Origin of the sequence: Frigoribacterium sp. 9N, from assembly GCF_902506305.1 — a bacterium.
Lineage (GTDB): Bacteria > Actinomycetota > Actinomycetes > Actinomycetales > Microbacteriaceae > Frigoribacterium.
Genome location: NZ_LR733392.1, coordinates 322,684 through 345,705 on the forward strand (window position 1 = coordinate 322,684; position 23,022 = coordinate 345,705).

At 73.8% G+C, this 23,022-nt stretch carries 21 protein-coding genes and 1 pseudogene; 13 read left to right on the forward strand and 9 right to left on the reverse strand.

Features of this window, described 5'->3' with window-relative positions:
• The first annotated feature begins 341 nt into the window (after window positions 1-341).
• Window positions 342-1,091, forward strand: a complete 750-nt coding sequence (locus ARTHRO9V_RS04555; RefSeq protein WP_159825844.1) for a 1-acyl-sn-glycerol-3-phosphate acyltransferase — start codon at window positions 342-344, stop codon at window positions 1,089-1,091.
• Window positions 1,092-1,097: 6 nt separating this feature from the next.
• On the forward strand, window positions 1,098-2,006 hold the full coding sequence (locus ARTHRO9V_RS04560) for an NAD(P)-dependent oxidoreductase (RefSeq protein ID WP_255477648.1): 909 nt from the start codon (window positions 1,098-1,100) through the stop codon (window positions 2,004-2,006).
• A gap of 33 nt (window positions 2,007-2,039) precedes the next feature.
• On the opposite strand, the gene ARTHRO9V_RS04565 is transcribed toward ARTHRO9V_RS04560, so the two are convergent.
• Window positions 2,040-2,630 (reverse strand): TetR/AcrR family transcriptional regulator, encoded by a 591-nt coding sequence (locus tag ARTHRO9V_RS04565; RefSeq protein ID WP_159825848.1) that lies wholly within the window; start codon window positions 2,628-2,630, stop codon window positions 2,040-2,042.
• 22 nt (window positions 2,631-2,652) lie between these two features.
• Between ARTHRO9V_RS04565 and ARTHRO9V_RS15735 the strand changes: the two are divergent.
• The 5 genes and pseudogenes from ARTHRO9V_RS15735 to ARTHRO9V_RS04585 all read left to right on the forward strand — a co-directional run.
• Window positions 2,653-3,657, forward strand: a pseudogene (locus tag ARTHRO9V_RS15735) (MFS transporter); the annotation flags it as partial.
• A 234-nt stretch (window positions 3,658-3,891) separates the two neighbouring features.
• Complete coding sequence (locus ARTHRO9V_RS15740) at window positions 3,892-4,977, forward strand: alkene reductase (RefSeq protein WP_255477658.1); 1,086 nt, start codon at window positions 3,892-3,894, stop codon at window positions 4,975-4,977.
• 202 nt (window positions 4,978-5,179) lie between these two features.
• Complete coding sequence (locus ARTHRO9V_RS04575; protein ID WP_159825852.1) at window positions 5,180-5,614, forward strand: DNA methylase; 435 nt, start codon at window positions 5,180-5,182, stop codon at window positions 5,612-5,614.
• Window positions 5,615-5,801: 187 nt separating this feature from the next.
• Entirely contained in the window at window positions 5,802-6,428 is a 627-nt protein-coding gene (locus ARTHRO9V_RS04580; RefSeq protein ID WP_159825854.1) for a CDP-alcohol phosphatidyltransferase family protein, read from the forward strand.
• 69 nt (window positions 6,429-6,497) lie between these two features.
• Complete coding sequence (locus ARTHRO9V_RS04585; protein WP_123572107.1) at window positions 6,498-7,460, forward strand: SDR family NAD(P)-dependent oxidoreductase; 963 nt, start codon at window positions 6,498-6,500, stop codon at window positions 7,458-7,460.
• A 79-nt stretch (window positions 7,461-7,539) separates the two neighbouring features.
• Here ARTHRO9V_RS04585 and ARTHRO9V_RS04590 read toward each other — a convergent pair whose 3' ends face one another.
• The 4 genes from ARTHRO9V_RS04590 to ARTHRO9V_RS04605 all read right to left on the reverse strand — a co-directional run bounded on the left by ARTHRO9V_RS04590 (window position 7,540) and on the right by ARTHRO9V_RS04605 (window position 11,850).
• The gene (locus tag ARTHRO9V_RS04590) at window positions 7,540-10,254 is read right to left on the reverse strand and encodes a phosphoenolpyruvate carboxylase (RefSeq protein WP_159825856.1); all 2,715 of its coding nucleotides are present in this window, start codon (window positions 10,252-10,254) and stop codon (window positions 7,540-7,542) included.
• A gap of 120 nt (window positions 10,255-10,374) precedes the next feature.
• Window positions 10,375-11,115, reverse strand: a complete 741-nt coding sequence (locus ARTHRO9V_RS04595) for an aminoglycoside 3'-phosphotransferase (RefSeq protein ID WP_159825858.1) — start codon at window positions 11,113-11,115, stop codon at window positions 10,375-10,377.
• A 105-nt stretch (window positions 11,116-11,220) separates the two neighbouring features.
• Window positions 11,221-11,490 (reverse strand): GlsB/YeaQ/YmgE family stress response membrane protein, encoded by a 270-nt coding sequence (locus ARTHRO9V_RS04600; RefSeq protein WP_043595797.1) that lies wholly within the window; start codon window positions 11,488-11,490, stop codon window positions 11,221-11,223.
• A 147-nt stretch (window positions 11,491-11,637) separates the two neighbouring features.
• Window positions 11,638-11,850 (reverse strand): hypothetical protein, encoded by a 213-nt coding sequence (locus tag ARTHRO9V_RS04605; protein WP_056049364.1) that lies wholly within the window; start codon window positions 11,848-11,850, stop codon window positions 11,638-11,640.
• A gap of 196 nt (window positions 11,851-12,046) precedes the next feature.
• Here ARTHRO9V_RS04605 and ARTHRO9V_RS04610 point away from each other — a divergent pair, with 196 nt between their 5' ends.
• Genes ARTHRO9V_RS04610 through ARTHRO9V_RS04620 form a run of 3 tightly spaced genes read left to right on the forward strand, consistent with a single transcriptional unit; the run spans window position 12,047 to window position 15,563 of the window.
• The gene (locus tag ARTHRO9V_RS04610) at window positions 12,047-13,801 is read left to right on the forward strand and encodes a circularly permuted type 2 ATP-grasp protein (protein WP_159825860.1); all 1,755 of its coding nucleotides are present in this window, start codon (window positions 12,047-12,049) and stop codon (window positions 13,799-13,801) included.
• Window positions 13,795-14,721: an alpha-E domain-containing protein gene (locus ARTHRO9V_RS04615; protein WP_056049358.1), complete on the forward strand. Its 927-nt coding sequence runs from the start codon at window positions 13,795-13,797 to the stop codon at window positions 14,719-14,721. The genes ARTHRO9V_RS04610 and ARTHRO9V_RS04615 overlap by 7 nt, the downstream gene beginning before the upstream one ends.
• Complete coding sequence (locus ARTHRO9V_RS04620) at window positions 14,718-15,563, forward strand: transglutaminase family protein (protein ID WP_056049355.1); 846 nt, start codon at window positions 14,718-14,720, stop codon at window positions 15,561-15,563. Before ARTHRO9V_RS04615 ends, ARTHRO9V_RS04620 begins: the two co-directional genes overlap by 4 nt.
• A 16-nt stretch (window positions 15,564-15,579) precedes the next feature.
• On the opposite strand, the gene ARTHRO9V_RS04625 is transcribed toward ARTHRO9V_RS04620, so the two are convergent.
• Together ARTHRO9V_RS04625 and ARTHRO9V_RS04630 are read right to left on the reverse strand one after the other, a co-directional pair.
• A complete protein-coding gene (locus tag ARTHRO9V_RS04625) occupies window positions 15,580-16,452 on the reverse strand; it encodes an endo alpha-1,4 polygalactosaminidase (protein ID WP_159825862.1) in 873 nt (290 codons plus the stop codon).
• 38 nt (window positions 16,453-16,490) lie between these two features.
• The gene (locus ARTHRO9V_RS04630; protein ID WP_159825863.1) at window positions 16,491-17,546 is read right to left on the reverse strand and encodes a hypothetical protein; all 1,056 of its coding nucleotides are present in this window, start codon (window positions 17,544-17,546) and stop codon (window positions 16,491-16,493) included.
• A gap of 174 nt (window positions 17,547-17,720) precedes the next feature.
• Here ARTHRO9V_RS04630 and ARTHRO9V_RS04635 point away from each other — a divergent pair, with 174 nt between their 5' ends.
• Both ARTHRO9V_RS04635 and ARTHRO9V_RS04640 read left to right on the forward strand, forming a co-directional pair.
• Window positions 17,721-18,572 (forward strand): cation-transporting ATPase, encoded by an 852-nt coding sequence (locus ARTHRO9V_RS04635; protein ID WP_123572114.1) that lies wholly within the window; start codon window positions 17,721-17,723, stop codon window positions 18,570-18,572.
• A gap of 129 nt (window positions 18,573-18,701) precedes the next feature.
• Window positions 18,702-19,736 (forward strand): YdcF family protein, encoded by a 1,035-nt coding sequence (locus ARTHRO9V_RS04640; RefSeq protein ID WP_159825864.1) that lies wholly within the window; start codon window positions 18,702-18,704, stop codon window positions 19,734-19,736.
• 23 nt (window positions 19,737-19,759) lie between these two features.
• Here ARTHRO9V_RS04640 and ARTHRO9V_RS04645 read toward each other — a convergent pair whose 3' ends face one another.
• Together ARTHRO9V_RS04645 and ARTHRO9V_RS04650 are read right to left on the reverse strand one after the other, a co-directional pair.
• Entirely contained in the window at window positions 19,760-21,142 is a 1,383-nt protein-coding gene (locus ARTHRO9V_RS04645) for an MFS transporter (RefSeq protein WP_159825865.1), read from the reverse strand.
• Window positions 21,139-21,600 (reverse strand): MarR family winged helix-turn-helix transcriptional regulator, encoded by a 462-nt coding sequence (locus ARTHRO9V_RS04650; RefSeq protein WP_055978010.1) that lies wholly within the window; start codon window positions 21,598-21,600, stop codon window positions 21,139-21,141. The genes ARTHRO9V_RS04645 and ARTHRO9V_RS04650 overlap by 4 nt, the downstream gene beginning before the upstream one ends.
• A 101-nt stretch (window positions 21,601-21,701) precedes the next feature.
• Here ARTHRO9V_RS04650 and ARTHRO9V_RS04655 point away from each other — a divergent pair, with 101 nt between their 5' ends.
• The gene (locus tag ARTHRO9V_RS04655; protein WP_159825866.1) at window positions 21,702-22,928 is read left to right on the forward strand and encodes a multidrug effflux MFS transporter; all 1,227 of its coding nucleotides are present in this window, start codon (window positions 21,702-21,704) and stop codon (window positions 22,926-22,928) included.
• Window positions 22,929-23,022: the final 94 nt, after the last annotated feature.

Sequence of the window (23,022 nt, forward strand, 5' to 3'; positions counted from 1 at the left end):
GCGCTCGGGGGACTCGGGGCGCCTCGGGCCGTCCGGGGTCGTCCCCGGCTGTCGGAGCCGGAGCGCGGGGGGCCGTCCGCCCGGCCGGACCACCGCCACGGGGACGGGCGGTGCGTCGCGGCGCTCGCCCCGGGTCTCGGGTCGATCCCCCGACGAGGACTCGTCGGAGGGCCGTGAACCGGACGAGCGTCCCGTTTCGGTCGGTCTCCGACGATAGGCCGCGGCTCCGGCGGCGGCAATCCTCCCTGAGGGGGACACCCGTTGTTCCCCGAATCGGGTGGTGCGGGTGGGTGCCGAGGGCCCCCGGGTGAGGCGCACAGGCGAGCCATGCGCCTCGGGGAATGTGGCGTCGGGCACAGTGGAGCGTGCTCACAACCCTCAGCCGTTCGGTCCTGTCACCCCTGGTGCGCGCGGTCTGGCGCCCCCGGGTGATCGGGCGCCGCAACGTCCCGCGGCGCGGCGCCGTCATCCTGGCCAGCAACCATCTCTCGTTCATGGACAGCGTCGTGATCACCCTCATGGCACCCCGTCAGGTCTCGTTCCTCGCGAAGAACGCCTACTTCACCGGCTCGGGTCTCAAAGGTCGGGCGTCGCGGGCCTTCTTCACCGGCATCGGTGCGATCGGCGTCGAGCGAGGGGCCGGGTCCGCCGCGCAGCACGCCCTCGACCTGGGCCTCGGCAAGCTGACGGACGGTGACGCGTTCGCGATCTACCCCGAAGGGACGCGCTCCCTCGACGGGCGGCTCTACCGCGGCCGGACGGGCGTCGCCTGGCTCGCGCTCACGAGCGGGGCCCCGGTCGTGCCGGTCGCCCTGACGGGGACGCAGGAACTGCAGCCGGTGGGCACGCGCTTCCCGCGCCTCCGGAAGGTCACCGTCGAGTTCGGCGAGCCCCTCGACCTCTCGCACCACGGGGAGGCGAAGTCGGGTCGGGCTCGTCGGCACGCCACCGACGAGGTGATGGCGGCCGTCCAGCGCCTCAGCGGCCAGGTCGAGGCGGGCGTCTACAACGATCCGCCCGCTCCCTCGGTCGTCGCCCGGGTGCGTCGCGCGATGCGGCCCGACCCCGTCGGGCCCGATCCGCTCGACTGAGCCGCGCTGCTCGCGCGTCCCGGGCGTAGCGTCGGGGCCATGAAGGTCGCAGTGCTCGGGACGGGCATCATGGGTCAGGGCGTGGCGGGGACACTGCTGCGCGAGGGGTTCGACGTCACGGTCTGGAACCGCACGAGGTCGAAGGCCGAGCCGCTCGCCGCCGACGGTGCCGCGGTCGCCGACACGGCGCGGCAGGCGGTCGAGGGCGCCGACGTGGTCGTCACCGTGCTGTTCGACGGCGACGCCGTGCTCGAGGTCCTCGACGAGGCCGCCGACGCGAGCGGTGCCGACACCGTGTGGGTGCAGGCCAGCACCATCGGCGAGGCCGACACGGCCCGCGTCGTCCGGACGGCCGACGGGCACGGACTCCGGCTCGTCGAGGCGATGATGCTCGGCACGAAGAAGCCGGCCGCGACGGGGAAGCTCGTCATGCTGGCCGCCGGCGACGACGCCCTGCTCGACGCCGTGCGTCCGGTCCTCGACGCCATGGGCTCCAAGACGATCGTCGCGGGCGACACGGTCGGGCAGGGCACGGCGCTGAAGCTCGCCGCCAACGCGTGGATCGCCACGATCACCGCCGCCACGGCCCAGTCGCTCGCGCTGACGGAGGCCCTGGGCCTCGACCCGCAGCTCTTCCTCGACGCCATCGACGGGGGCCAGTCGGACACCCCGTACGCGCACCTCAAGGGCGCGACGATGATCGCCGGCGACTACCCGGCCCAGTTCGCGCTCGACGGCATCCGCAAGGACCTCGACCTCATGCAGGAGGCCGCCCAGGGCACGGGCTTCGACACCGGTCTGCTCGAGGCGCTGTCCGGCGTCTACGCGACGGCGGCCGACCGGGGGCACGGCGGCGACGACATCGCCGCGGTCCGCACCGGCTTCGACCGGGACGGTTCCGCCGAGACCCGCTAGGACCGCCGAGACCCTCGTGCGCGCAGGAGGGTCTCAGCGGCCGGGGCTCGTGGGGCCGGTGGCGCCGGCGGCGGCGATCAGTGACGCCGCGACGGCCCGGCCCGTCGTCGTGTCGCGGTCGGGCTCGCGGAGTCGCATGGCGAGGTCGCCGGTGACCACCAGCAGCAGGCGTTCGGCGAGGCCCTCGGCCTCGGGGCCGACGAGCGGGCGTGCCAGGTCGGTGAGTCGCGTGCGCAGCGTCTCGGTGTCCAGCCGCACGGCCTCGGCGACGTCGGCGGGAGGATCGACGTACTCGGCCGCCGAGGCGAGGAACGCACACCAGCGCGCCCCCGTCGGGCGGGACCGGAAGTCGTCCAACGCGTCGAAGATCGCGAGGAGGCGCGGGCCGGCCTCGTCGCACCGGGCGACGGCGGCGTCCCAGGTGGCGAGCCAGTCGTGGTGGCGACGGGTCAGCGCTGCGGCGACCAGCGCCTCCTTGCTGCGGTAGCCGCGGTACATCGTCGCGGCCGACACGCCGGCGCGGGCGAGGACGGCGTCGACGGGCGTCGCGGCGATGCCGTTCGTGAAGAACAGGTCGTCGGCGGCGTCGAGGATCTTCTTCTCGCTGGCCGGGCGCAGGGGCATGCGGACAGCTTAGGCTGTGAAAATGAAACGCACGTTTTCGATTGGCTCCGGGCTCGTCGCGGCCGGCACGGCCCTGATCGCCGTGACCTACGGCCTGGTCCGCCTCGCCTACGGGCTGTACCTGCCCGAGACGCAGGCCGACCTCGGGTTCGACGCCGGCATCGCCGGGCTGATCTCGTCGGGCGGATCGCTCGCCTACGTCGCCGGCGCGGTGGCGGGGTTCGCGGCTTCCGCCCGGCACCCACGAGGCCTCGTCGTCACGGCGGGTGCGGCGGCCTCGATCGGTGCCGCGGGCATGGCCCTCGCGCCCGACGTGGTGCCGTTCGCGCTCGCGGCCGTGCTCAGCTCGGCCGGGGCCGGCCTCGCGTCGCCGGCCCTGGTGCGCCTCCTGCAGCGCGGTCTCGAGCGCGGACGGCAGGCGCGCGGCCAGACGGTCGTCAACGCCGGGACGGGCCCGGGCCTCGTGGCGGCGGGACTCCTGGCGTCCGCCGTGCTGCCCGACTGGCGACTCGCGTGGTGGGCGGCCGTCGGGGGAGCGATCGTCGCGGCCGGGGCCGTCCTCGTGCTCGACCACCGCGGCTCCGTGGCTCGACCGAGCGACGCGACGGGTGCCACGACCTCGGTCGGGCGCGACCTCCTGCCCCCGCGGTCGTGGTTCGTCGACCACCGGTGGGTGCTGGTCGCGGCGCTGCTCGCCGGTGCCGCCTCGGCCGGGGTCTGGAACTTCGGGCGCACGTTGCTGGTCGACGCCGGGGTGGCGGCCGAGCTGTCGGTCGGGGCCTGGGTCTGCCTCGGCGTGGGCGGCACCGCCGTCATCGCCACCGCCCGACCGCTGGCGCGCCTGGCCCCCGGGGCGGTCTGGGCGCTCACGCTGGTCGCGATGGCGGCGGGCACGGCCGGGCTGGCGACCCTGCCGGGCGTCGTGCCGGTGGCGTTCGTGGCCTGCGCGGCCTTCGGCTGGGCCTACACGGCGGCGACGGGTGCGCTGATCGCCTGGACGGCCGAGATCGACGCCGAGCGGGCCGCGAGCGGGACGGCCCTGCTCTTCGTGCTGTTGGTGCTGGGCCAGGCCGTGGGGGCCGTCGTCCTGGGCGCGCTCGTCGGGACCGGCGGCTACGGCGTGGCCCTCGCCGTGGCAGCCCTCGGCGCCCTCCTCGCGGCGCTCCCGGGCCTCGTGGGCCGGGGAATGCATCGTGCAACGGGGGCGTTGTCTCACGAGCGCCCCCGCCCGAGGGCGCGTCACCGTTCGGAAGGACCACCCTTGGACCTCTTCTCTCCCGCCACCTTCGGCCAGCTCGAGCTGCGCAACCGCCTCGTCATGGCGCCCCTCACCCGTCTCCGCTCCGGCGACGACGGCGTTCCGGGCGACGTCGTGGTGGAGCACTACCGTCAGCGCGCCTCCTTCGGTCTGATCACGACCGAGGGCACCTGGCCCTCGCAGGAGTCCAAGGCCTACGACGGTCAGCCCGGCATCGTCACCGACGAGCAGGTCGCCGGCTGGAAGCGCGTCGCCGAGGCCGTCCACGCCGAGGGCGGCCAGATCGTCATGCAGGTCATGCACGGTGGTCGCGTCTCGCACACCGACATCACGCGCACCGACCGCATCGTCGCCCCCAGCGCGATCGCCATCGACGGCCAGGTGCACACCGCCACCGGCAAGGTCGACTTCCCCGTGCCGCACGCCCTCACGACCGACGAGGTCCACCAGGTCACGGCCGACATCGTCGCCGCGTCGAAGCGCGCCGTGCTCGAGGCCGGGCTCGACGGCGTCGAGATCCACAGCGCCAACGGCTACCTGCTGCACGAGTTCCTCTCGCCCGTCTCGAACGTCCGCACCGACGAGTACGGCGGAACCCCCGAGAACCGCGCCCGCCTCGCGATCGAGACCGCGACCGCCGTGGCCGAGGCGATCGGTGCCGGCCGCGTCGGCATCCGCCTGTCGCCCATGCACAACATCCAGGACGTCGTCGAGACCGACGTCGCCGACGTGACGGCCGTCTACCGTGCGCTCGTCGAGGGCCTCGCGCCGCTCGGCCTCGCCTACCTCAGCGTGCTGCAGGCCGACCTGCGCGGCGAGCTCGTCCAGGACCTCCGCACGCGCTTCGGCGGCGCCTTCATCGCCAACAGCGGCTTCGGTCAGATCACCACGCGCGACGAGGCCATCGCCGAGGTCGCCGACGGCCAGGCCGACGCCGTGGCCGTGGGCCGTTTCGCCATCGCCAACCCCGACCTGGTCGAGCGGTGGCAGGGTGACCACGAGGTCAACGAGCCGAACCCCGCCACGTTCTACGCCGAGGGTGCCGAGGGCTACACGGACTACCCGACGCTGGAGCACGCCGCGCGCTAGTCCGGCGCCTGCACCGCGGACCCCGTCCCGGGCGACCCACCACGTCCTCCCGTGGTCGGTCGCCCGGGGCGGGGTCCGTCGTCGTTCGGCCGGTCCGCGCGGCCGACCCGTGCGGCCGGTCCGTGCGGCCGCCGGCGCACGGCGAGCCGAGGAGGCGCGGGTCGCGTCACCCGCGCCGCGCACCCGGCGTAGACAGGACGGCATGACCGACGTGAAGCACCCGTCCGACCTCGGGATCGACGTGAGCGAGGGCTCGCCGCAGGAGCTGTACCGCTGGCTGCTCGCGAGCGTGTTGTTCGGCCGGCCCGTGCAGCAGAGCGTGGCCGCCGAGACCTACCAGGTGCTCGTCGACCACGGGCTGACGAGCCCCGCACGCTTCGCCGAGCACGACCACGAGGGGCTGCGCCGGCTGCTCGACGAGGCCGGCTACGCCCGCATCGACCACGTGATGAGCGACGAGCTGCACGAGGTCATGGGGCGCATCGACTCCGACTGGGGGTCGGTGAACCACCTCGTGCGGTCGTCGGCCGACCGTGCCGAGCTGACCCGCCGCCTCACCGACCTGAAGGGCGTCGGCCCGAAGACGGCCGAGATCTTCACGCGGGAGCTGCCCGTCGCCCTCTACGGCACCGCCTGACGGCACCGTCTGGCGGCGCCGCCTGACGGCACCGCGTGACGGCACCGCCGGACGGCGAAGGCGTCCTCGGGTCGGGAGCGGGGCACCCGTAGACTCGAGGCGATCTCGGGGGCGCGACCCGCGCCTCCTCGGGTGTGATCGGTGCGACCGGCACCGACGGTCCGCGCGATCGTGCAGAGGGGGCCCCGTGACGCTCGTCGACAAGCTGTTCCGACAGGACGACTGGCGCACCGTGCCCAACGCCATCTCGGCGGCCCGGCTGCTGCTGCTGCCGGTGTTCCTCGTGTTGATCGTGGGGCAGCACTACTGGTCGGCGATGGTCGTCATCGCGGTCGTCTTCGTGACCGACTTCCTCGACGGGTTCATCGCCCGCCGGACGAACACCACCTCCGAGCTCGGCCGGTGGCTCGACCCGGTGGCGGACCGCATCACCGTGATCGTCGTCGTCATCGCGTTCGTCGCGGGCGGTCTCGTGCCGTGGCCGGTCCTGCCGCTGCTGCTCGTGCCCGATCTGCTGCTGGGCGCCTACGCCCTGTTCGTGCTGGCCGGGGCCTCGTTCCCGGTGACGTGGGTCGGCAAGATCCGCACCGCGCTCATCTTCGTCGGGCTGCTGCTCGTGCTGGTCGCGGCCGCGGTCGTGGACCAGTTCGGCGGATCGGGAGGCGCGTCGTCGGCCCCGCTCGCCGACGCCGGTGCCGTCGCCCGCACGATCGGCCTCGTGGTGCTCTGGGCCGGACTCGTCGGCCACTGGGTCGCCGCCGTCCTCTACGCCGCGGCACTCGTCCGCACCCGTCGCGCCCGCCGTACCGCCTGACGGTCCGGGGCCCGACCGCCCGTCCGGGGACTGACCGCCCGCCCGGGGCCCGGGCGTAGCGTCGACCCCATGACTCGCATCACCACCCCCTTCAGCGCCGCCACCACCGCGGACGAGGTCGTCGACGGCCTCGACCTGACCGGCAGGCGCATCGTCGTGACCGGCGCCGCGTCCGGCATCGGCATCGAGACCGCCCGCTCCCTCGTCGCCGCCGGCGCCGACGTGACCCTCGCCGTGCGCCGCCCCGAACAGGGAGAGCAGGCCGTCGCCGACATCCGCGAGAGCACCGGCGACGGCGGCGGCACCGTCCGTGCCGCGATCCTCGACCTCGAGAAGCGCGACACCCTGCAGGCCTTCGCCGACGCGTGGCAGGGCCCGCTCGACGTGCTCATCGACAACGCCGGCATCATGGCCACGCCCGAGACCCGCACCCCCGAGGGGTGGGAACTCCAGTTCAGCAACAACCACCTCGGTCACTTCGCCCTCGCGAACGCGCTCCGAGGAGCCCTGGTCGAGGGCGCCCAGGCCTCGGGCACCCCGTCGCGACTCGTGTCGCTCAGCTCGACCGGCCACCACTTCTCGCCCGTCGTGTTCGACGACGTGATGTTCGAGCGTCGCGAGTACGACCCGTGGTCGGCCTACGGCCAGTCGAAGACCGCGAACTCGCTCTTCGCGGTCGGCGTCACGCAGCGCTGGGCCGACGACGGCGTGCTGGCCAACGCCGTGCACCCGGGCGGCATCATGACGCCGCTGCAGCGCCACCTGCCCAAGCAGGAGATGCTCGACCGCGGCTGGATCGACGAGGACGGCACCCCCAACCCGGCGTTCAAGTCGACGCAGCAGGGGGCCGCGACGTCGGTCTTCGTGGCCGTCCACCCCCTCGCCGAGGGCGTCGGGGCCCGCTACTTCGAGGACGTCGCCGAGGCCGAGCCGTTCCGCGAGGACGCCCGCGGTCGCGGCGTCAAGGACTACGCCCTCGACCCCGAGCAGTCCGACCGCCTCTGGGCGCTCAGCGAGCAGCTGCTCGCCTGACCGGCGCAGGCGCAGGACGCAGGAGGCGCGGGCCGGGTCGACGACCCCGCCCGCGCCTCCTGCGTCCTGCGCCTGGGCGTCAGCCCGTGTTCTGCAGCCCGGCGGCGATCCCGTTGACGCTCAGCAGCAGGAGGCGGTGGTCGGCATCGGCCGGGTCGCCTCCGCCCGCGACGCGGATCGCCCGCAGGGCGCGCAGCTGCAGCAGGGAGAGCGCGTCGACGTAGGGCGACCGCAGCCGCACCGCGCGGCTGAGCACCGGGCGGCCGTCGAGCACCTCGCCGTGGCCGCTGACCGCGAGCACCCACTTGCGCGTGCGGGCCATCTCGTCGAGGACGCGTCCGGCGAGGTCGTCGCGGTCGGCCAGCGCCAGGTACTCGCGGGCGATGTGCTCGTCGGTCTTGGCGAGCGACATCTCGACGTTCTTGATCATCGCCGAGAAGAGCGGCCAGGTCGCGTAGGCCTCACGGAGCAGGTCGAGGTCGCCCACGGCCTCGAGGGCCGACCCCAGGCCGTACCAGCCGGCGAGGTTGATGCGGGCCTGCGTCCAGGCGAAGACCCAGGGGATCGCCCGGAGGTCCTCGAGGGACTCGACCGAGAGGCCCCGACGGGCGGGACGGGAACCCAGCGCGAGCAGGCCGACCTCCTCCATCGGCGTGACGGCCGCGAACCACGAGGCGAAGCCGTCGGCCTTGACGAGGCCGAAGAACGCCTCGCGTGAGGCGACGTCCATCGTCGAGGCGACCTCGGCGAACCGGGTGGCGGCCGTCGCGTTGGCCTGTTCGTTCGACGGGCTCGAGGCCAGCAACGTGGCCGCGGCCATCTGCTCGACGTGCCGGGCGGCGATGGTCTTGTTGCCGTACTGGGCGAAGATGACCTCGCCCTGCTCGGTGATCTTGAAGCGACCGTCGACCGATGCCGGCGGCTGAGCCAGCACGGCCTCGTTCGCCGGTCCGCCGCCGCGGCCGAGGGCGCCGCCGCGACCGTGGAACAGCGTCAGCTCGATGTCGTTCTCGGCGGCCCAGTCGGCGATGCGGGCCTGGGCGGAGTAGAGCGCGAAGGTCGCCGAGACGGGCCCGACGTCCTTCGACGAGTCCGAGTAGCCCAGCATGACCTCGAGGCGGCGACCGGTCGCCGCGAGGCGCTTCTGCACCGCCTCGGTCTGCAGGGCCTCGTCGAGGATGCGCGTGCTGGCCTCGAGGTCGGCGAACGTCTCGAACAGCGGGATCACGTCGAGCACGGGTGCGGGCTCGTCGCCCATCGCGCGCTCGGCGAGCTCGTAGACGGTGGCCAGGTCGGCCGACGACTGCGTGAACGACACGATGTAGCGCGACGCGGCCCGCACGCCGTAGCGCTTCTGCAGGTCGGCGATCGTGCGGAACACCGCGAGGACCTCGTCGGTCGTCTCGCTGCGGGCAGGAGGCGCGGCGTCGGACCCGGCGTCGCCGCCGGCCGCCTGCGCCCCGCCGGCCACGGGATCGGCCGCCCGCAGCTCGGCGAGGGCCGTCCGGTGCACCTGCGAGTGCTGGCGCACCTCGAGCTCGGCGAGGTGGAACCCGAAGGTCTCGACCTGCCAGACGAGGCCCTGCAGGTCGCCGTTGGCGCTGCGGTGGGCGCCGGCCGCGCGCAGCGACTGCTGCACGACCCGCAGGTCGGCGAGCAGCTCGTCGGGGTGGCCGTAGGCGAGCGGGGCCCCTTCGCGACGGGTGGCGTCGATGCGGGCCGCGACGAACATGAGCACCCGGCGGTGCAGCTCGTGGGGCGAGCGCACGCCGATGCGGGACGCGACGTCCGCGTCCATCCGGCGCTGCGCCTCCGCGAGGGACACCAGCTCGGCGGAGGCCGGGGTCTCGGCCTCGTCGAGGGTCAGGGTGCCGCCGATGCGGGTGGTCGCGCGGTGCAGCCCCAGCAGCACGTGCTCGGCGGCGATGTCTGCGGCGGCCCGGGTGACCTCGGCGGTCACGTGCGGGTTGCCGTCGCGGTCTCCGCCGATCCAGGTGCCGAGGCGCATGAAGGCGGGGGCGACGGCGGGTTCGCGGCCGGCGGCGTCCCCGAGCAGGCGGTCGTCGAGCAGGCGGTAGACCTGCGGCACGATCTCGAAGAGCGTCTGGTCGAAGATGCTCATGGCCGTGCGGACCTCGTCGAGCGGGGTCGGCCGCGTGGTACGGATCGGCGAGGTGCGCCAGAGCGTGTCGACCTCCTCGAGGAGGCGGCGTTCGGCCTCGGCCACGGCCACGTCGTTCTCGAGCCGGTCGCGGTCGGTCATCAGGTCGCTGATCCGACGGATGCTCGACGCGACCGCACGGCGGCGGGCCTCGGTCGGGTGCGCGGTGAGCACGGGGTGGAAGCGCAGCGCGTCGAGCCGTTTGGAGGCCTCCTCGGCCCCGACCTCCTCGGTGAGCTGGCGCAGCGTGGCCGAGACCGAGTCGCCCGCGGCGCTCGCCTCGCTGCCGCGGCGGCGCAGCACGCGGACGCGGTGGTGTTCTTCCGCGAGGTTGCTGAGGTGGAAGTAGCAGGTGAAGGCGCGGGCGACCTGCTCGGCCAGCCCCTGGTCGAGGGCGTCGACGAGGCGCTGGGCGTCGTCGAGGCTCGCGCCGTCGGCTCCCTCGTAGGCGGCGATGACGGCGGCCCGGACGTCCTCGACGGCCTGGAAGAGTTCGTCGCCGCCGGATTCGCGCAGCACCCGGCCGAGCAGGCTGCCGAGGTAGCTGACGTCCTGACGGAGGCTGCCGTCGACGGCGCCGCTGATGTCGTCACGGCTGCCGTCGTGTCGTCGTGTGGTCTCGATGTCGGTCACCGCACCATCTTGGACGACCCGGGCGCTCCATGACGCCACGATGTGGTCACGCCGCCATGTTTAATCGTGGCGCGGTGCCCACATCGTGGCGTCGTGGCCCGCGACACGGCGCGATCCGGCTCACGTCGCGGCCCAGAGCGCCCGGTAGTACGCCGTGCGGACGGGGTCGTCGGCGACGCCGTACGCGTCGAGGAAGGTCTGCTCGAAGCCGGGGCCGTGGTTCCAGCCGAGGCTCATCGTCGCGACGGCGAGGTCGGCCCAGCGGTCGGCGACGCCGAGGGCGTCGAAGTCGACGTGCCCCGACCAGAGGCCGTCGTCGCCGATCAGCGTGTTGGGCACGCACGGGTCGCCGTGGCAGACGACGAGGAGGTCGACGGGCGGCGGGTCGCCGAGGTCAGGAGGCACGGCGCGCGCCTTCTCGCTGGTCGCGATCCGGTCGTCCACCGACCAGCTGAACGGGCACTCGTCGACCGGCAACGCGTCGTGCAGTCGCCTCAGCCCCCGTCCCGCCTCGCGCACGGCGGTCGCCGGGTCCGCGGCCCGGAGCAGGTCGACGGCGCTGTGCCCGGGCACGCCCGCCGTGACGAGGTACTCGCCCTCGTCGTCACCGCCGATCTCGAGCACGCGGGGGGCGGGGGTGAAGTCGACGACCCACCGCAGCCGCATCTCCTCGGCGTGCAGGTCGAGGCCGCTGCCGTGCGGGGCCCACTTCACGAAGCGCCGGGTCGGGCCGTCGCCCAGGCGGTAGGTGGTGCCGCCGGCCTCGTTGCGCCACACCGCGGTGATGGCGTCGCCGCGCGCGGCCGTGACCACCGCCTCCGGCACCTCGGCGTCGGGGTCGGGCCGGTTCTGCGTCCACATGCCCCGAGTCTCGCACCCGCCACGGCACCCGCACCCGCCCCGGGCACGACGGAGCGGGCCGCCCCCGGAGGGACGGCCCGCTCTGTCGTGGTGCGGGGGAGCTGCTTACGCGCGGCTGCCCTTGCGGCCGGTGATGAAGCCCCAGATGACGAGGACGACGAGCGCACCGAGGATCGCGATGATCCAGCTCTGGATGCTGAAGAAGCCGTCGTAGCCGACGTTGAAGACGGCTCCGCCGATCCAGCCACCGATGAGGGCGCCGATGACACCGAGGATCAGGGTGGCGATCCAGCCGCCGCCCTGACGGCCGGGGAGGATGAGCTTGGCGATGGCGCCGGCGATGAGGCCGAGGAGGATGAAGGCGAGGAAGCCCATGATGTGGTCCTTTTCGTTGGTGCGCGGAGTGCGCGGGTGCTGCTGAGACGGTCGGGGTCGGGTGCGTGTCAGCGGGGTCTGGGTGACGACCGCATGCGAAGAGGCCCGTGAGAAGGTCGTCCTCTCGGGCCCCAGCGGTCGAGAGGACTAGTGCGCGGCCTTGCGGGCCTTCTTCACCGCGGCCTTGCGGGCCTTGGTGACGTCCTTCTTGGCCTGGGCACGCGCCTTCTTCACCTTGGGGTCGTTCCAGAACGAGCCGAAGAAGTTGCTGATCTCCTTGTAGCGGCCCTTCCCGGCCTTGGCGCCGTAGGTGTACGCGAGGAACGCGATGAGGGCGATGACGAGGTACTTGAAGCGCATGTGGTGGTCCTCCCGGTGGGACGTTCTTGTCGTTCGGGGGTGACGCTATTCCTCCTGGGAGTTCTCTGTTACAAATCGGATTGGTGGGAAGTTCCCGGTGTTCGCTTTTGTCCCCTCCCTCGCCGGGCTCCACCCCGACACACCCCCGCCGCACGACCGAAACACCCCGGCAACACCTCCTGGCTAGCGTCGAGCCATGGGTGAGCTCTTCGAGGGATACGCGACCACCACGGGTGCCGCGGCCCGGGCGACCGGCGCCCGCCCGCCGGCCGCCGCGTGGGACGAGATGTTCGAGCGCGACGGCACGCCCCGTCGGGCGTACCACGAGATCCACGCGACCCTCGAGGGCATGACGCAGGACGACCTGCGCGGCCGCACCGCGGCGCTGGCCGACTCGTACCTGGCGCAGGGCGTCACCTTCGACTTCGCCGGCGAGGAGCGGCCGTTCCCGCTCGACGCCGTGCCCCGGGTCGTCGAGCACGCCGAGTGGACCACCGTCGAGCGCGGCATCAAGCAGCGGGTCAAGGCCCTCGAGGCGTTCCTCGCCGACGTCTACGGCCCGCAGACCGCCATCGCCGACGGGGTCATCCCCGCGAGCCTCATCACGAGCTCGAGCCACTTCCACCGGCAGGCGAGCGGCATCGACCCGGCCAACGGCGTGCGCATCCAGGTCAGCGGCATCGACCTGGTCCGGGACGAGGCCGGAGCCTGGCGCGTGCTCGAGGACAACGTGCGCGTGCCGAGCGGCGTCAGCTACGTCATCTCGAACCGTCGCGTCATGGCGCAGACGTTGCCCGAGCTGTTCGTCTCGATGCGCGTGCGGCCGGTGGGCGACTATCCCAACCGGCTGCTCGCCGCCCTCAAGAAGAGTGCCCCGTCGGGAGTCGACGAACCGACCGTCGTCGTGCTGACCCCCGGGGTGTTCAACTCGGCCTACTACGAGCACACGCTGCTGGCCCGCCTGATGGGCGTCGAACTGGTCGAGGGTCGCGACCTCTACTGCTCCGGCGGCCGGGTCTTCATGCGGACCACCGGCGGGCCCGAACGCGTGGACGTGATCTACCGCCGCGTCGACGACGAGTTCCTCGACCCGCTGCAGTTCCGGGCCGACTCGGTGCTCGGCTCGCCGGGCCTCCTGATGGCCGCCCGTCTCGGCACGGTGACGATCGCGAACGCGGTGGGCAACGGCGTCGCCGACGACAAGCTCGTCTACACCTACCTGCCCGAGCTGATCCGTTACTACCTGGGCGAGGACGCCCTGCTGCCGAACGTGCACACCTGGCGGCTCGAGGACCCCGGGGCCCTCGACGAGGTGCTCGACCGGCTCGACGAGCTCGTCGTGAAGCCCGTGGACGGTTCGGGCGGCAAGGGCCTCGTCGTCGGCCCGGCGGCCAGCCGCCGCGAGCTCGACGACCTGCGCACCCAGCTGCGACGCGATCCCCGCGGCTGGATCGCGCAGCCCGTGGTGCAGCTCAGCACGATCCCGACCCTGGTCGACGACGGACTCCGCCCCCGGCACGCCGACCTGCGGCCCTTCGCCGTGCACGACGGCGACGACGTCTGGGTGCTGCCCGGCGGCCTGACCCGGGTCGCGCTGCCCGAGGGCCAGCTCGTCGTCAACAGCAGCCAGGGCGGCGGCTCGAAGGACACCTGGATCGTCGGCGGCGACGTCAACGCCTGGGCCGGTCACGACGTCAGCGCCCTGATCGCCGAGCAGACGACCCCGACGCAGTCGCTCCCGATCATCACCCCCGAGCAGGTCGCCGCGGCCGCGGCCTCGGCGGCCGACCACAGTCCCGACCACGCGCCCCAGGACGACCCCCGCAACGACCAGCAGGCGCAACAGCAACAGACGAAGGAGGGGCGGGTCGGGTCACGAAGCCGACCCGCGCCTCCTGCGTCCCGCGTTCCCGACCACGGGACGACCCCGACCGAAGGGCCATCATGCTGAGCCGCATCGCCGAGAGCCTGTTCTGGATCGGCCGCTACATCGAGCGGTCGGACGGCACGGCCCGCATCCTCGACGTGCACCTGCAGCTGCTGCTCGAGGACCCCTGGATCGAGGAGGACGTCGCCTGCCGCAGCCTGCTCGCCGTGATGGGCAGCGACGCCCCCGAGGGCGACCTCGCCCGCAGCGACGTCCTGTCGATGCTCGCGGTCGACCGGCACAACCCGGCGTCGATCGCCTACTCGCTCGGCGCCGCCCGCGAGAACGCCCGCCGGGCCCGCGAGATCGTCTCCACCGAGCTGTGGGAGTGCCTCAACACGACGCGCGCCCGCATGCCGCGCAAGGTCGCCGACGACAAGGTGCACGAGTTCTTCGCCTGGGTGCGCGAACGGAGCGCGCTCGCCGTCGGGATCATCGAGAGCGCGACGAGCCGCGACGAGGTGTGGCAGTTCTTCACCCTCGGCCGGTCGATCGAGCGGGCCGACATGACCGCGCGCCTGCTCGCGACCCGCACGCTCACCGAGGCGTCGGGCCCGTCGTGGACGACGATCCTGCGGTCGTGCGGCGCGTACGAGGCCTACCTGCGCACCTACCGGGGCGTGCCGAGCGCCCGCAACGCGGCCGAGTTCCTCCTGCTCGACCGGCTGTTCCCGCGCAGCGTGCTCTTCGCGATCAGCCGGGCCGAGGCCTGTCTGCGCGAGGTCGAGCCGACGACCCACCGGGTCGCGGCCTCCGACAGCGGGGTGCGCATCCTCGGGCAGATGCGCAGCGAGCTCGAGTTCCGGCCGATCGGCGACATCCTCGACGACCTGCCCGGGCAGATGGACACCGTGCAGGCCGCGACGAGCGCCGCCTCCGAGGCGATCAGGCAGCGGTACTTCCCGACGAGCGCCGCGCCCACCTGGGTGGGGGAGCGCTCGTGAGCCGCCTGCGCATCCGGCACGTCACGGGCTTCTCGTACCAGGGCGAGGCCGTCGCGAGCTACAACGAGGCACGCATGCTGCCGGCGCACACCGAGGGCCAGTTCGTGCTCTCGTCGCACCTGCGCATCGAGCCGGTCGCCGCCTCCCACGAGTACGTCGACTACTGGGGCACGCGGGTGTCGTCGTTCGAGGTGCTGCTGCCGCACCGGCAGCTATCGCTGACCGCGACGTCGCTCGTCGAGGTGCGGCCGCAGGCGCATCCGTCCGAGACGATCTCGTGGGACGACCTGGCGGCGGTCGCGGGGGCCAGCACGTCGTTCGTCGAACACCTCGAGCAGACGCCCCTCACCGCGCCTCCGGCCGACCTGGCCGCGGTCGGAACCGAGGCACGGGCGACCCACGCCGATCCGTGCGCCGCCGCGATGGCGATCTGCGAGACGGTCGGAGGCGCGGTCCGGTACCTGCCCGGCGTCACGAACGTGAAGACCACGGCCGCCGAGTCGTGGGCCGCCCGGGCCGGTGTCTGCCAGGACATCGCCCACGTCACGGTCGGTGCGCTGCGGGCGGCGGGCATCCCGGCGCGCTACGTCAGCGGCTACCTGCACCCGAAGCCCTCGGCCGAGCTGCGCGAGACCGTCACGGGGGAGTCGCACGCCTGGGTGGAGTTCTTCTGCGGCACGTGGCACGGCTACGACCCCACCAACCTGATCGACATCGGCGAACGGCACGTGGTCGTGGGCCAGGGCCGCGACTACCGCGACGTGCCGCCGCTGCGCGGTGTCTACGCGGGGTCGTCGAACAGCGAACTCTTCGTCACGGTCGAGATCACCCGCGAGGCCTAGGCCCGCCCGGCGCGGGTCAGCAGGCCGTGTAGACGTGCGCGCGGTCGTCGGCCGGCACCAGGTCGTGGTCGCGCACGATGGTCGAGGGGGCCGGATCGAGCCCGGTGACGCGGGCGCACACGTCGACGACCGAGCCGCGCAGGTCGTCGGTGTACTCGACGTCGAACACGAGCCCGCCGTAGACGTCCGTGAAGGCGTCGCACTCGTCGTAGCGGTCGCACTCCTCGGTGACGGCGAAGTCGTAGCCGACCTCGTCGCGGCCCCGGGCACCGAGGTCGGCGGTGTTCTTCTGCGCCGTGGCCAGCCCGGCCGCGTGGGCCCGTGCGACGAGCAGCGTCGCGAAGGCGACCGCGTCGTCCTCACCGAAGGCGTCGTCCGACCGCGTCCACGAGTCGAGGTTGTCGAACTCGACCGCCTGGTAGCCCGAGGCGGCGCAGCCGTCGATCGTCGACGCCTGGCGCTCCGCCACGGCCTGCCGGTTCGCCTCCGAGGACAGGTCGAACAGGTGCTCGTCCGGCCAGCCGGGGTCGACCAGCGGTTCGCCGTCGGACGTCCGCACGAGCAGCTCGTCCGGCCACTCGGCGCCCGGTTGGGTCTGGAACCCGTTGACGTAGCAGATGCCGTAGACGTCGTCGGCGGGGTCGTCGGTGCTGTCGCGGGCGACGACCGTGGCTCCGTCGGGGATCGGCGACGCGCCTCCCAGTTGGTAGTCGAAGCGGGCGCCCTCGGGCGGCAGCACGACGCCGTCGGCCGTCGCGGCCCCCGAGGCCCCCACCGCGGACGTGGAGGCGCGCTCGGGTCGTTCACCGGCCCCGGCGTCGACGCCCGTGCAGCCCGTCACGACCAGCGCGATGCCGACGAGTCCGACGAGTCCGAGGCGTGTGCGCATGCGGCGAGCCTAGGTGAGTCGAGCGACCGGGCCGACCGTCAGGCGGTGTGCGACAGCGGCGCGGACTCGCGCTCGCCGACCGCGGCCTCGGCGGGGGTGGCCCCCGCGGTGACCACCGCGGCGGTGGGCGACGTGGCTGGCGCGGCGGGGGTGCGGCGCGAGGTCAGGAAGTCGAGGCGCGCCGCTTCGCGGGCCAGTTCGCGGTCGTGCTCCGCCTGTCGGGCGGCGGCGCGGGCGTCCGCCAGGCTGCGCGCGTTCTCACGGGCCCTGGCTGCGGCGGCGGAGGAGGCGCGTCGTGCGGTCGCCCCCGTGGCCCGGGCGGCGACGACGGCACCGGCCGCGGTGGCCCGGCTGCCGTGACGCACGCCGTCCCAGGTCGAGCGGGCGGCCGGTCGGGTGCGCGTCGCGACGGTGGTGCCGGTCGTGCGGAACCAGGTGACGACGACCGGGGTGGTGCGTCGGACCCATGCGACCACGGCCCGGGAGGCGCGACGGACGGCCCGTGCCGTGGCCCGACCGGCCCGGGCCAGGGCGTCACCCGTGGCGCGCACGGCGGCCGCGACCCGGGTGGCGGCGGACGACAGCACGGGACGCAGGCGTTCGGCGAGGGTCGGCCCGGCGGGAGCCTGCTCGGGCACGGCGGAGCGGGTGGACGCGGTCTCGACGGGCGTGCCCGTGGCGGAGGCGATCGCCGGCGTCGGCGTGGCGGCGAGGACGGGGGCGGACGCGACCACGGGGGCGGCCGTCGGCCGTCCTGCGGACAGGACCCGCGCCTCCTGGGTGGTCGGTCGGACCGGGGCCGGCGTCGTCTCGCGGACGGCCTCGTGCTCGAGAGGGTGCTCCGGCTCGTCGCGCGGCAGGGCACCGAGCACCCGGTCGGTCAGCCCGACGAGGGCGAGGGCCACGCCGCCGACGACGAGGGCGGCACCGAGCAGCCAGATCGCGATGGTGACGAAGTCGAGGTCGCCGATGGGCAGGAAACCGCCGGCGAAGAGCCCGACCGTGGCCAGGCGGAAGGTGGCGGCGAGGACGAGCGCCGCGCCCGAGACCAGCATCGCGAGGGCGACCCAGCCCGTGACTGCTGCCTTGCCCATGCGACACCTCCTGAGGATGGAGCGCGCGTCGCGGTCGGGCCCGCGCGGACGTCCCCTGCGAATGTAACCCGGAGGAGGGCTCGGGCGTAACCCGCAGCGGTGGACGCGCCGTTCCCGGGCGATGCTCGGCTCCTGCGGGGGCTTCTCGGATGCGGGCCCGGGATGATCGCTCGCATGGCCAACTTCGACCGTCTCCTGGGTGCCGCCGCGCGTGCGCTCGGCAACTCCTCTTCTTCTTCGTCCGGCCGCGGTGGCGCGTCCGGCGGTTCCACCGACTGGCGTGACGTGGTGCGCAAGGTCTCCGACAAGGTGACCGGCGACGACCGCCAGGGCGGGCAGCCGCAGCAGGGCGGCCGCCAGCCCCAGCGCGACGGGTACGGGGCGCCGCAGCGGGGTGTCGGGCGCCCGGCCACCGGGGGCCACGCCCCCCAGGGGTCCGCCGCGGACCGCGCGGCCCTCGCCAAGTACGACTACCTGCTGCAGACCGCCCCGCCGCAGCAGCTCGAGCAGGTCCACCGCGACGCCTTCGAGCGCCTCACCCCCGAGCAGCGTCAGCAGGTGCTCGCCCGCCTGAGCGCCGAGGTGCCCGCGGGCGAGCGTCCCGCGTCGAGCGCCCCGGCCGACCTCGCCCGGGCGGCGACCCGTGGCGAGACCGCACACCCCGGCCTGATGAAGCGCGTGCTCGGCAGCACGGGGGGCAAGGTCGCGGCAGGTGCCGCGGTCGGCGCCGGAGTGGCGGGGGTCGCGGGCCTCGCGGTCGCCGTGGCCGGGGCGGCCGCCGTCAGCAGCGTCGCCCTGCCCCTGCTGTCCGACGCCGTGACGTCGGGCATCGACTTCGACCAGCTGACCAACGGCTTCGGCTTCGAGGGGCTGGACGGCCTGACCGCGGGCGGCGAGGAGTACCTCGGCGGACTCGGCGAGCAGGTCGGCGGACTCGGCGAGCAGGTGGGTGGGCTGGGCGACCAGCTCGGCAACCTCGGCGAGGGCTTCCAGATCCCCGGCCTCGGCAACCTCTTCGACCGCTGACCGCGCGGCTCGCGCCGGCGCGGCTCGCGCCCGTGCGGCTCCCGTCCTGAGACCCCAGGAACTCGCCGAGACCTCCCGCGCGCGGGGTCCGAGCGCCTCCCCGGGGTCTCGTGTGGGTAGCCTCTGCTCATGACCGCGATCTCGGCCGGCATCGCCGTCGTCTTCCTGCTGCTCTTCGCCGCGTCGCGTCGGCGGGACGCCCGCCGGTTCCGCAACGGGGTGTTCCTCTTGATGGCCGGGGGCTTCGGAGTCGTCGCCGCCGCGAACGTCCTCGTCGCGGCGTTCCCGCCGCTCGTCTTCGTGTTCCTCGTCGCCGTGGCGCTCGTGCCCCTGCTCGTCCTCGCGCTCGCCGTCTTCGCGATGGCGAACGGCGTCACCATGCTCCGGTCCGAAGGGCGCAGCCTCGGCAACCTGCTGTCGTTGCTGGTCGGCATCGCGCTGATCGGCGTGCCGTTGCTCGTCGTCGTGATCGTCGAGGCCGGTCGCCGGTCGGACGTCGCGGCCCTCCAGGACGCAGCCGTGGGGCTCGGCATCGTCGTGGTCTTCGTCACCGGTTACGCCGCGCTCACGTTCGCCGCGTTCACCCTGTGGTCGCTCGTCTACGCCCGACCCCGGGTGCGCGAGCAGCCCGACGCCCTGATCGTGCTCGGCTCCGGACTGATCCGCGGCGAGGTGCCGCCGCTGCTGCGCAGCCGCCTCGACCGGGCGCTGGCGATCTACCGCGCGACCCCCGAGGGCGTGAGGCGGCCGGTGCTCGTGCCGTCGGGCGGGCAGGGTTCGGACGAGCCCCGGCCCGAGGGTGAGGCGATGGCGGAGTACCTGATCGCCCAGGGGGCCGACCCGGCCGACGTGCTGCCCGAGACCGAGTCGCGCTCGACCCGCGAGAACCTCGTGCTGTCGGGGAAGGTGCTCGCCGACGCCGGTCGGACCGGGTCGACCCTGGTCGTGACGAACAACTACCACGTGCTGCGCGCCGCGCTGCTGGCGCGGGACGCCGGCAGCAGCGCCGACGTGGTCGGGGCGCCCACCGCCGCGTACTACGTGCCGAGCGCCTTCCTGCGCGAGTGGGTCGCCGTGATGGTCGAGCACAAGCTGCTCAACGTGCTGCTGATCGCGCCGTTCGTCGTGCTGCTCGCGTCCCTGCTGGTCTACGCGCGCCTCTGACCCGCCGGCGCCGCGCCTCCCGGTCAGGACGGTCGCGTCGCCGTGCCCTCGTCGACGGCGAGCTCGGCCGCGGTCTCGTCGCGCGCCCGGACGGCGGCCGCGTCGCCGTCGTGCTGCAGGCGGTAGTGGAACCGGCCCGCCCCGAGCACGGGCAGCGCTCCGGTCACGGGCTCGGGCTCGCCCCCACGGACGCGGCGCACCCGCAGGTGTTGCCCGCGGACGAGCCAGACGATCGCGACGCCGGCCGCCACGAAGCCCGACGCCGCCGCGACGCCGATGGCCCAGCGCGGTCCGGCGACGTTCGCGACCCAGCCGACCATCGGTGCGCCGAGGGGCGTGCCGCCGGTGAAGACGGCCATGTAGAGCGCCATGACGCGCCCGCGCATGCGGGGTGCCGTGGTCAGCTGCACGGTGGCGTTCGCCGTCGTCATCAGGGTGATCGAGGCGAGTCCGACGGTGACGAGCACGGCCGCGAAGCTCCAGTAGGTCGGCATGACGGCGGCGACCAGGCAGGTCACGCCGAAGGCCAGGGCCGCCGTGACGAGCACCCGCCAGCGCGGCTTCTCGCGTCGGGCCGAGAGCAGGGCGCCGACCAGCGACCCCACCGCGATCGCCGACGACAGCAGGCCGAACCCGCTCGCGTCGACGCCGAACTCGACGCTGGCCATGGTCGAGGTGAAGATGGCGAAGTTCAGGCCGAAGGTGCCGATGACGAAGACCATGACGAAGACGACGACGAGGTCGGGCCTCTCGCGCACGTACCGGAACCCCTCGCGGATCTGGCCCTTGGCCCGCGACACGGCCGGCTTCAGCTCGAGCTGGGCGACCCGGATGAACCGCAACGACAGCAGCACGGCCGCGAACGAGCCGGCGTTGATCAGGAACACCCACCCCGTGCCGATCGTCGCGATCAGCACGCCGGCGACCGCGGGGCCGACCAGGCGTGCGCCGTTGAACGACGCCGAGTTCAGGCTGACCGCGTTCGTCAGGTGGCCGGGGGGCACGAGTTCGGACACGAAGCTCTGCCGCACCGGGGCGTCGATCGCGGCCGCGACGCCGAGCAGCAGGGCGAAGAGGTAGACCATCCAGAGCTGCACGCTGTCGGTGAGGACGAGCACGCCCAGGCCGAGCCCGAGCAGGCCCATGCTCAGCTGCGTGACCATCAGCAGCCGCCGCCGGTCGAACCGGTCGGCGATCAGCCCCGTGATCGGCACCATCAGGATCGGCGGGGCGAACTGCAGCGCCATGGTGATGCCGAGGGCCGTGGCGTCGTTGTCGGTCAGGTCGGTGAGCACGAGCCAGTCCTGTGCCGTGCGCTGCATCCAGGTGCCGATGTTGGACACGAGCGCCCCCGCGAACCAGAGGCGGTAGTTGAACAGCGACAGGCTGCGGAACATGGCGCTCACGAGCGGGTCAGCTTCCGCAGGATCTCGGTGGCGTCGGCCAGGGTGCGGCGCTCGTCGGCGGTGAGGGCCGAGAGGCGGGGCACGAGCCACTCGTCCCGACGTCGACGCGTCTCGAAGACGAAGGCGGCGCCGGCCTCGGTGGTCTCGAGCAGCACGCGGCGCTTGTCGTCGTCGTCGACCGTGCGACGCAGCAGCCCGGCGTCGACGAGCTTGCCGACGGTGCGGTTCATCGACGGGGGAGTGACGCCCTCGTGGGCGGTCAGCGCCCCGATCGTCAGCGGTTGGTTCTGCACGACGTAGCCGAGGGCGGCCATCTGGGCGTCGGTGACGTCGGCGTCGGCCTTCTGCTGGCGCAGGCGGCGGGCGAGCCGCAACACGGCGCCGCGCACGTCGGTCGCGAGGTGGGCGTGCGGCACGGCCCGGGTGGCGGAGGGGGCAGGAGGCGCGGAGTCGGTCATCGCCGGGCCACGATACTCGTTTAGTTCGGCTAAGTAAACGTCTGGTCGCGGTCCGGGTGCGACGCGTCCCCTCGGGGCGCCCCGCGCCTAGGCTCGAGCCGATGAGAGACGACGACGTCCCGGCCGAGCCGAGCCGCCCCTCCTGGTTGTCCGCGAGGGGAGCCGTGCTGACGGTGGCGATCGTCGTGGGCATCTCGCCCTTCGCGACCGACATGTACATCCCCGCGCTGCCGGCCATCGCGCGCGACCTCGGGGCGTCGACGGCCGAGGTGCAGCTCAGCCTGACGGCGTTCCTCGTCGCGTTCGCGGTCGGGCAGATCGTGATCGGGCCGATCAGCGACGGTCGGGGCAGGAGGCGCATCCTGCTGGGCGGGACCGTCCTGTTCGCCCTCGCCTCCCTCGCCTGCGCCGTGGCTCCCGACGCGGCCACCCTCGTCGTCGCACGTGTCGCGCAGGGTCTCGGCGGCGCGGCGGGCTCGGTGGCGGCACGGGCCATGGTGGGGGACTCGACGACGGGCCTCGTGCGCAGCAGGCTCTTCGCGACGCTCGCCGCGATCAACGCCGTCGGTCCGGTCGTCGCGCCGCTCGTGGGCGGCGTCGTGCTCTCGGTGTCGAGCTGGCGGGCGACGTTCGTCGTGCTGGCGGTGCTCGGCGCCGCGTTGACCTGGGCGGCCGGGCGGCGCCTGCCCGAGACGCTCGTCGATCCCGAGCCGGGTGCGGGTTCGCTGCTCGCGTCCCTGCGACGGATGGGCACGCTGCTCGCGATGCCGCGCTTCCGCTGGTACCTCGTGACGGGCTGCGCCGCGACGATCGGCTTCTTCTCGTACATCGCCACGTCGTCGTTCGTCTTCCAGGAGCAGTACGGCTTCGGCGAGGGCCTCTACACGCTCGTCTTCGCCTCGAACGCGTCGTGCATGATCGCCTCGACCCTGGTGTTCCGCCGACTCGTCGGGCGCTTCGCCGAGGACCACCTCTTCACCGCCGGCCTCGTCACCTGCACCGTGGGCTCGGCCCTCGTGCTCGTCGGTGCGCTGACCGGCGTCGGCCCGGCACTGATCTGGCCCGCGCTCGCCCTCGTGACGGCGGGCTGGGGCTGGGTCATCCCCGGGTCGATCACGCTGACGCAGGCGCTCGGGCACCGCGCGCCCGGCACGGCCGCCGCGCTCGCGGGTGGGCTGCAGTTCGGGCTCGGCGGTGCCGCTACCCCGCTCGCCGGGGCACTCGGCGGCACGGCCGTGGTCATGGGCGCGCTGATGCTCGGGTTCATCGCCGCCGGTCTGGCCGTGCAGGTGTGGGCGTCGTCGCGAGGCGGCACCCCGGCGACCTGACCCCCGGGGCGGGGGGCGCACCCACGCGACCCGACCCCGGGGGGCGCGACCCGCGCCTCCTGCCGTCCATCCGGGGCTGGTGCGCCGGACCGGG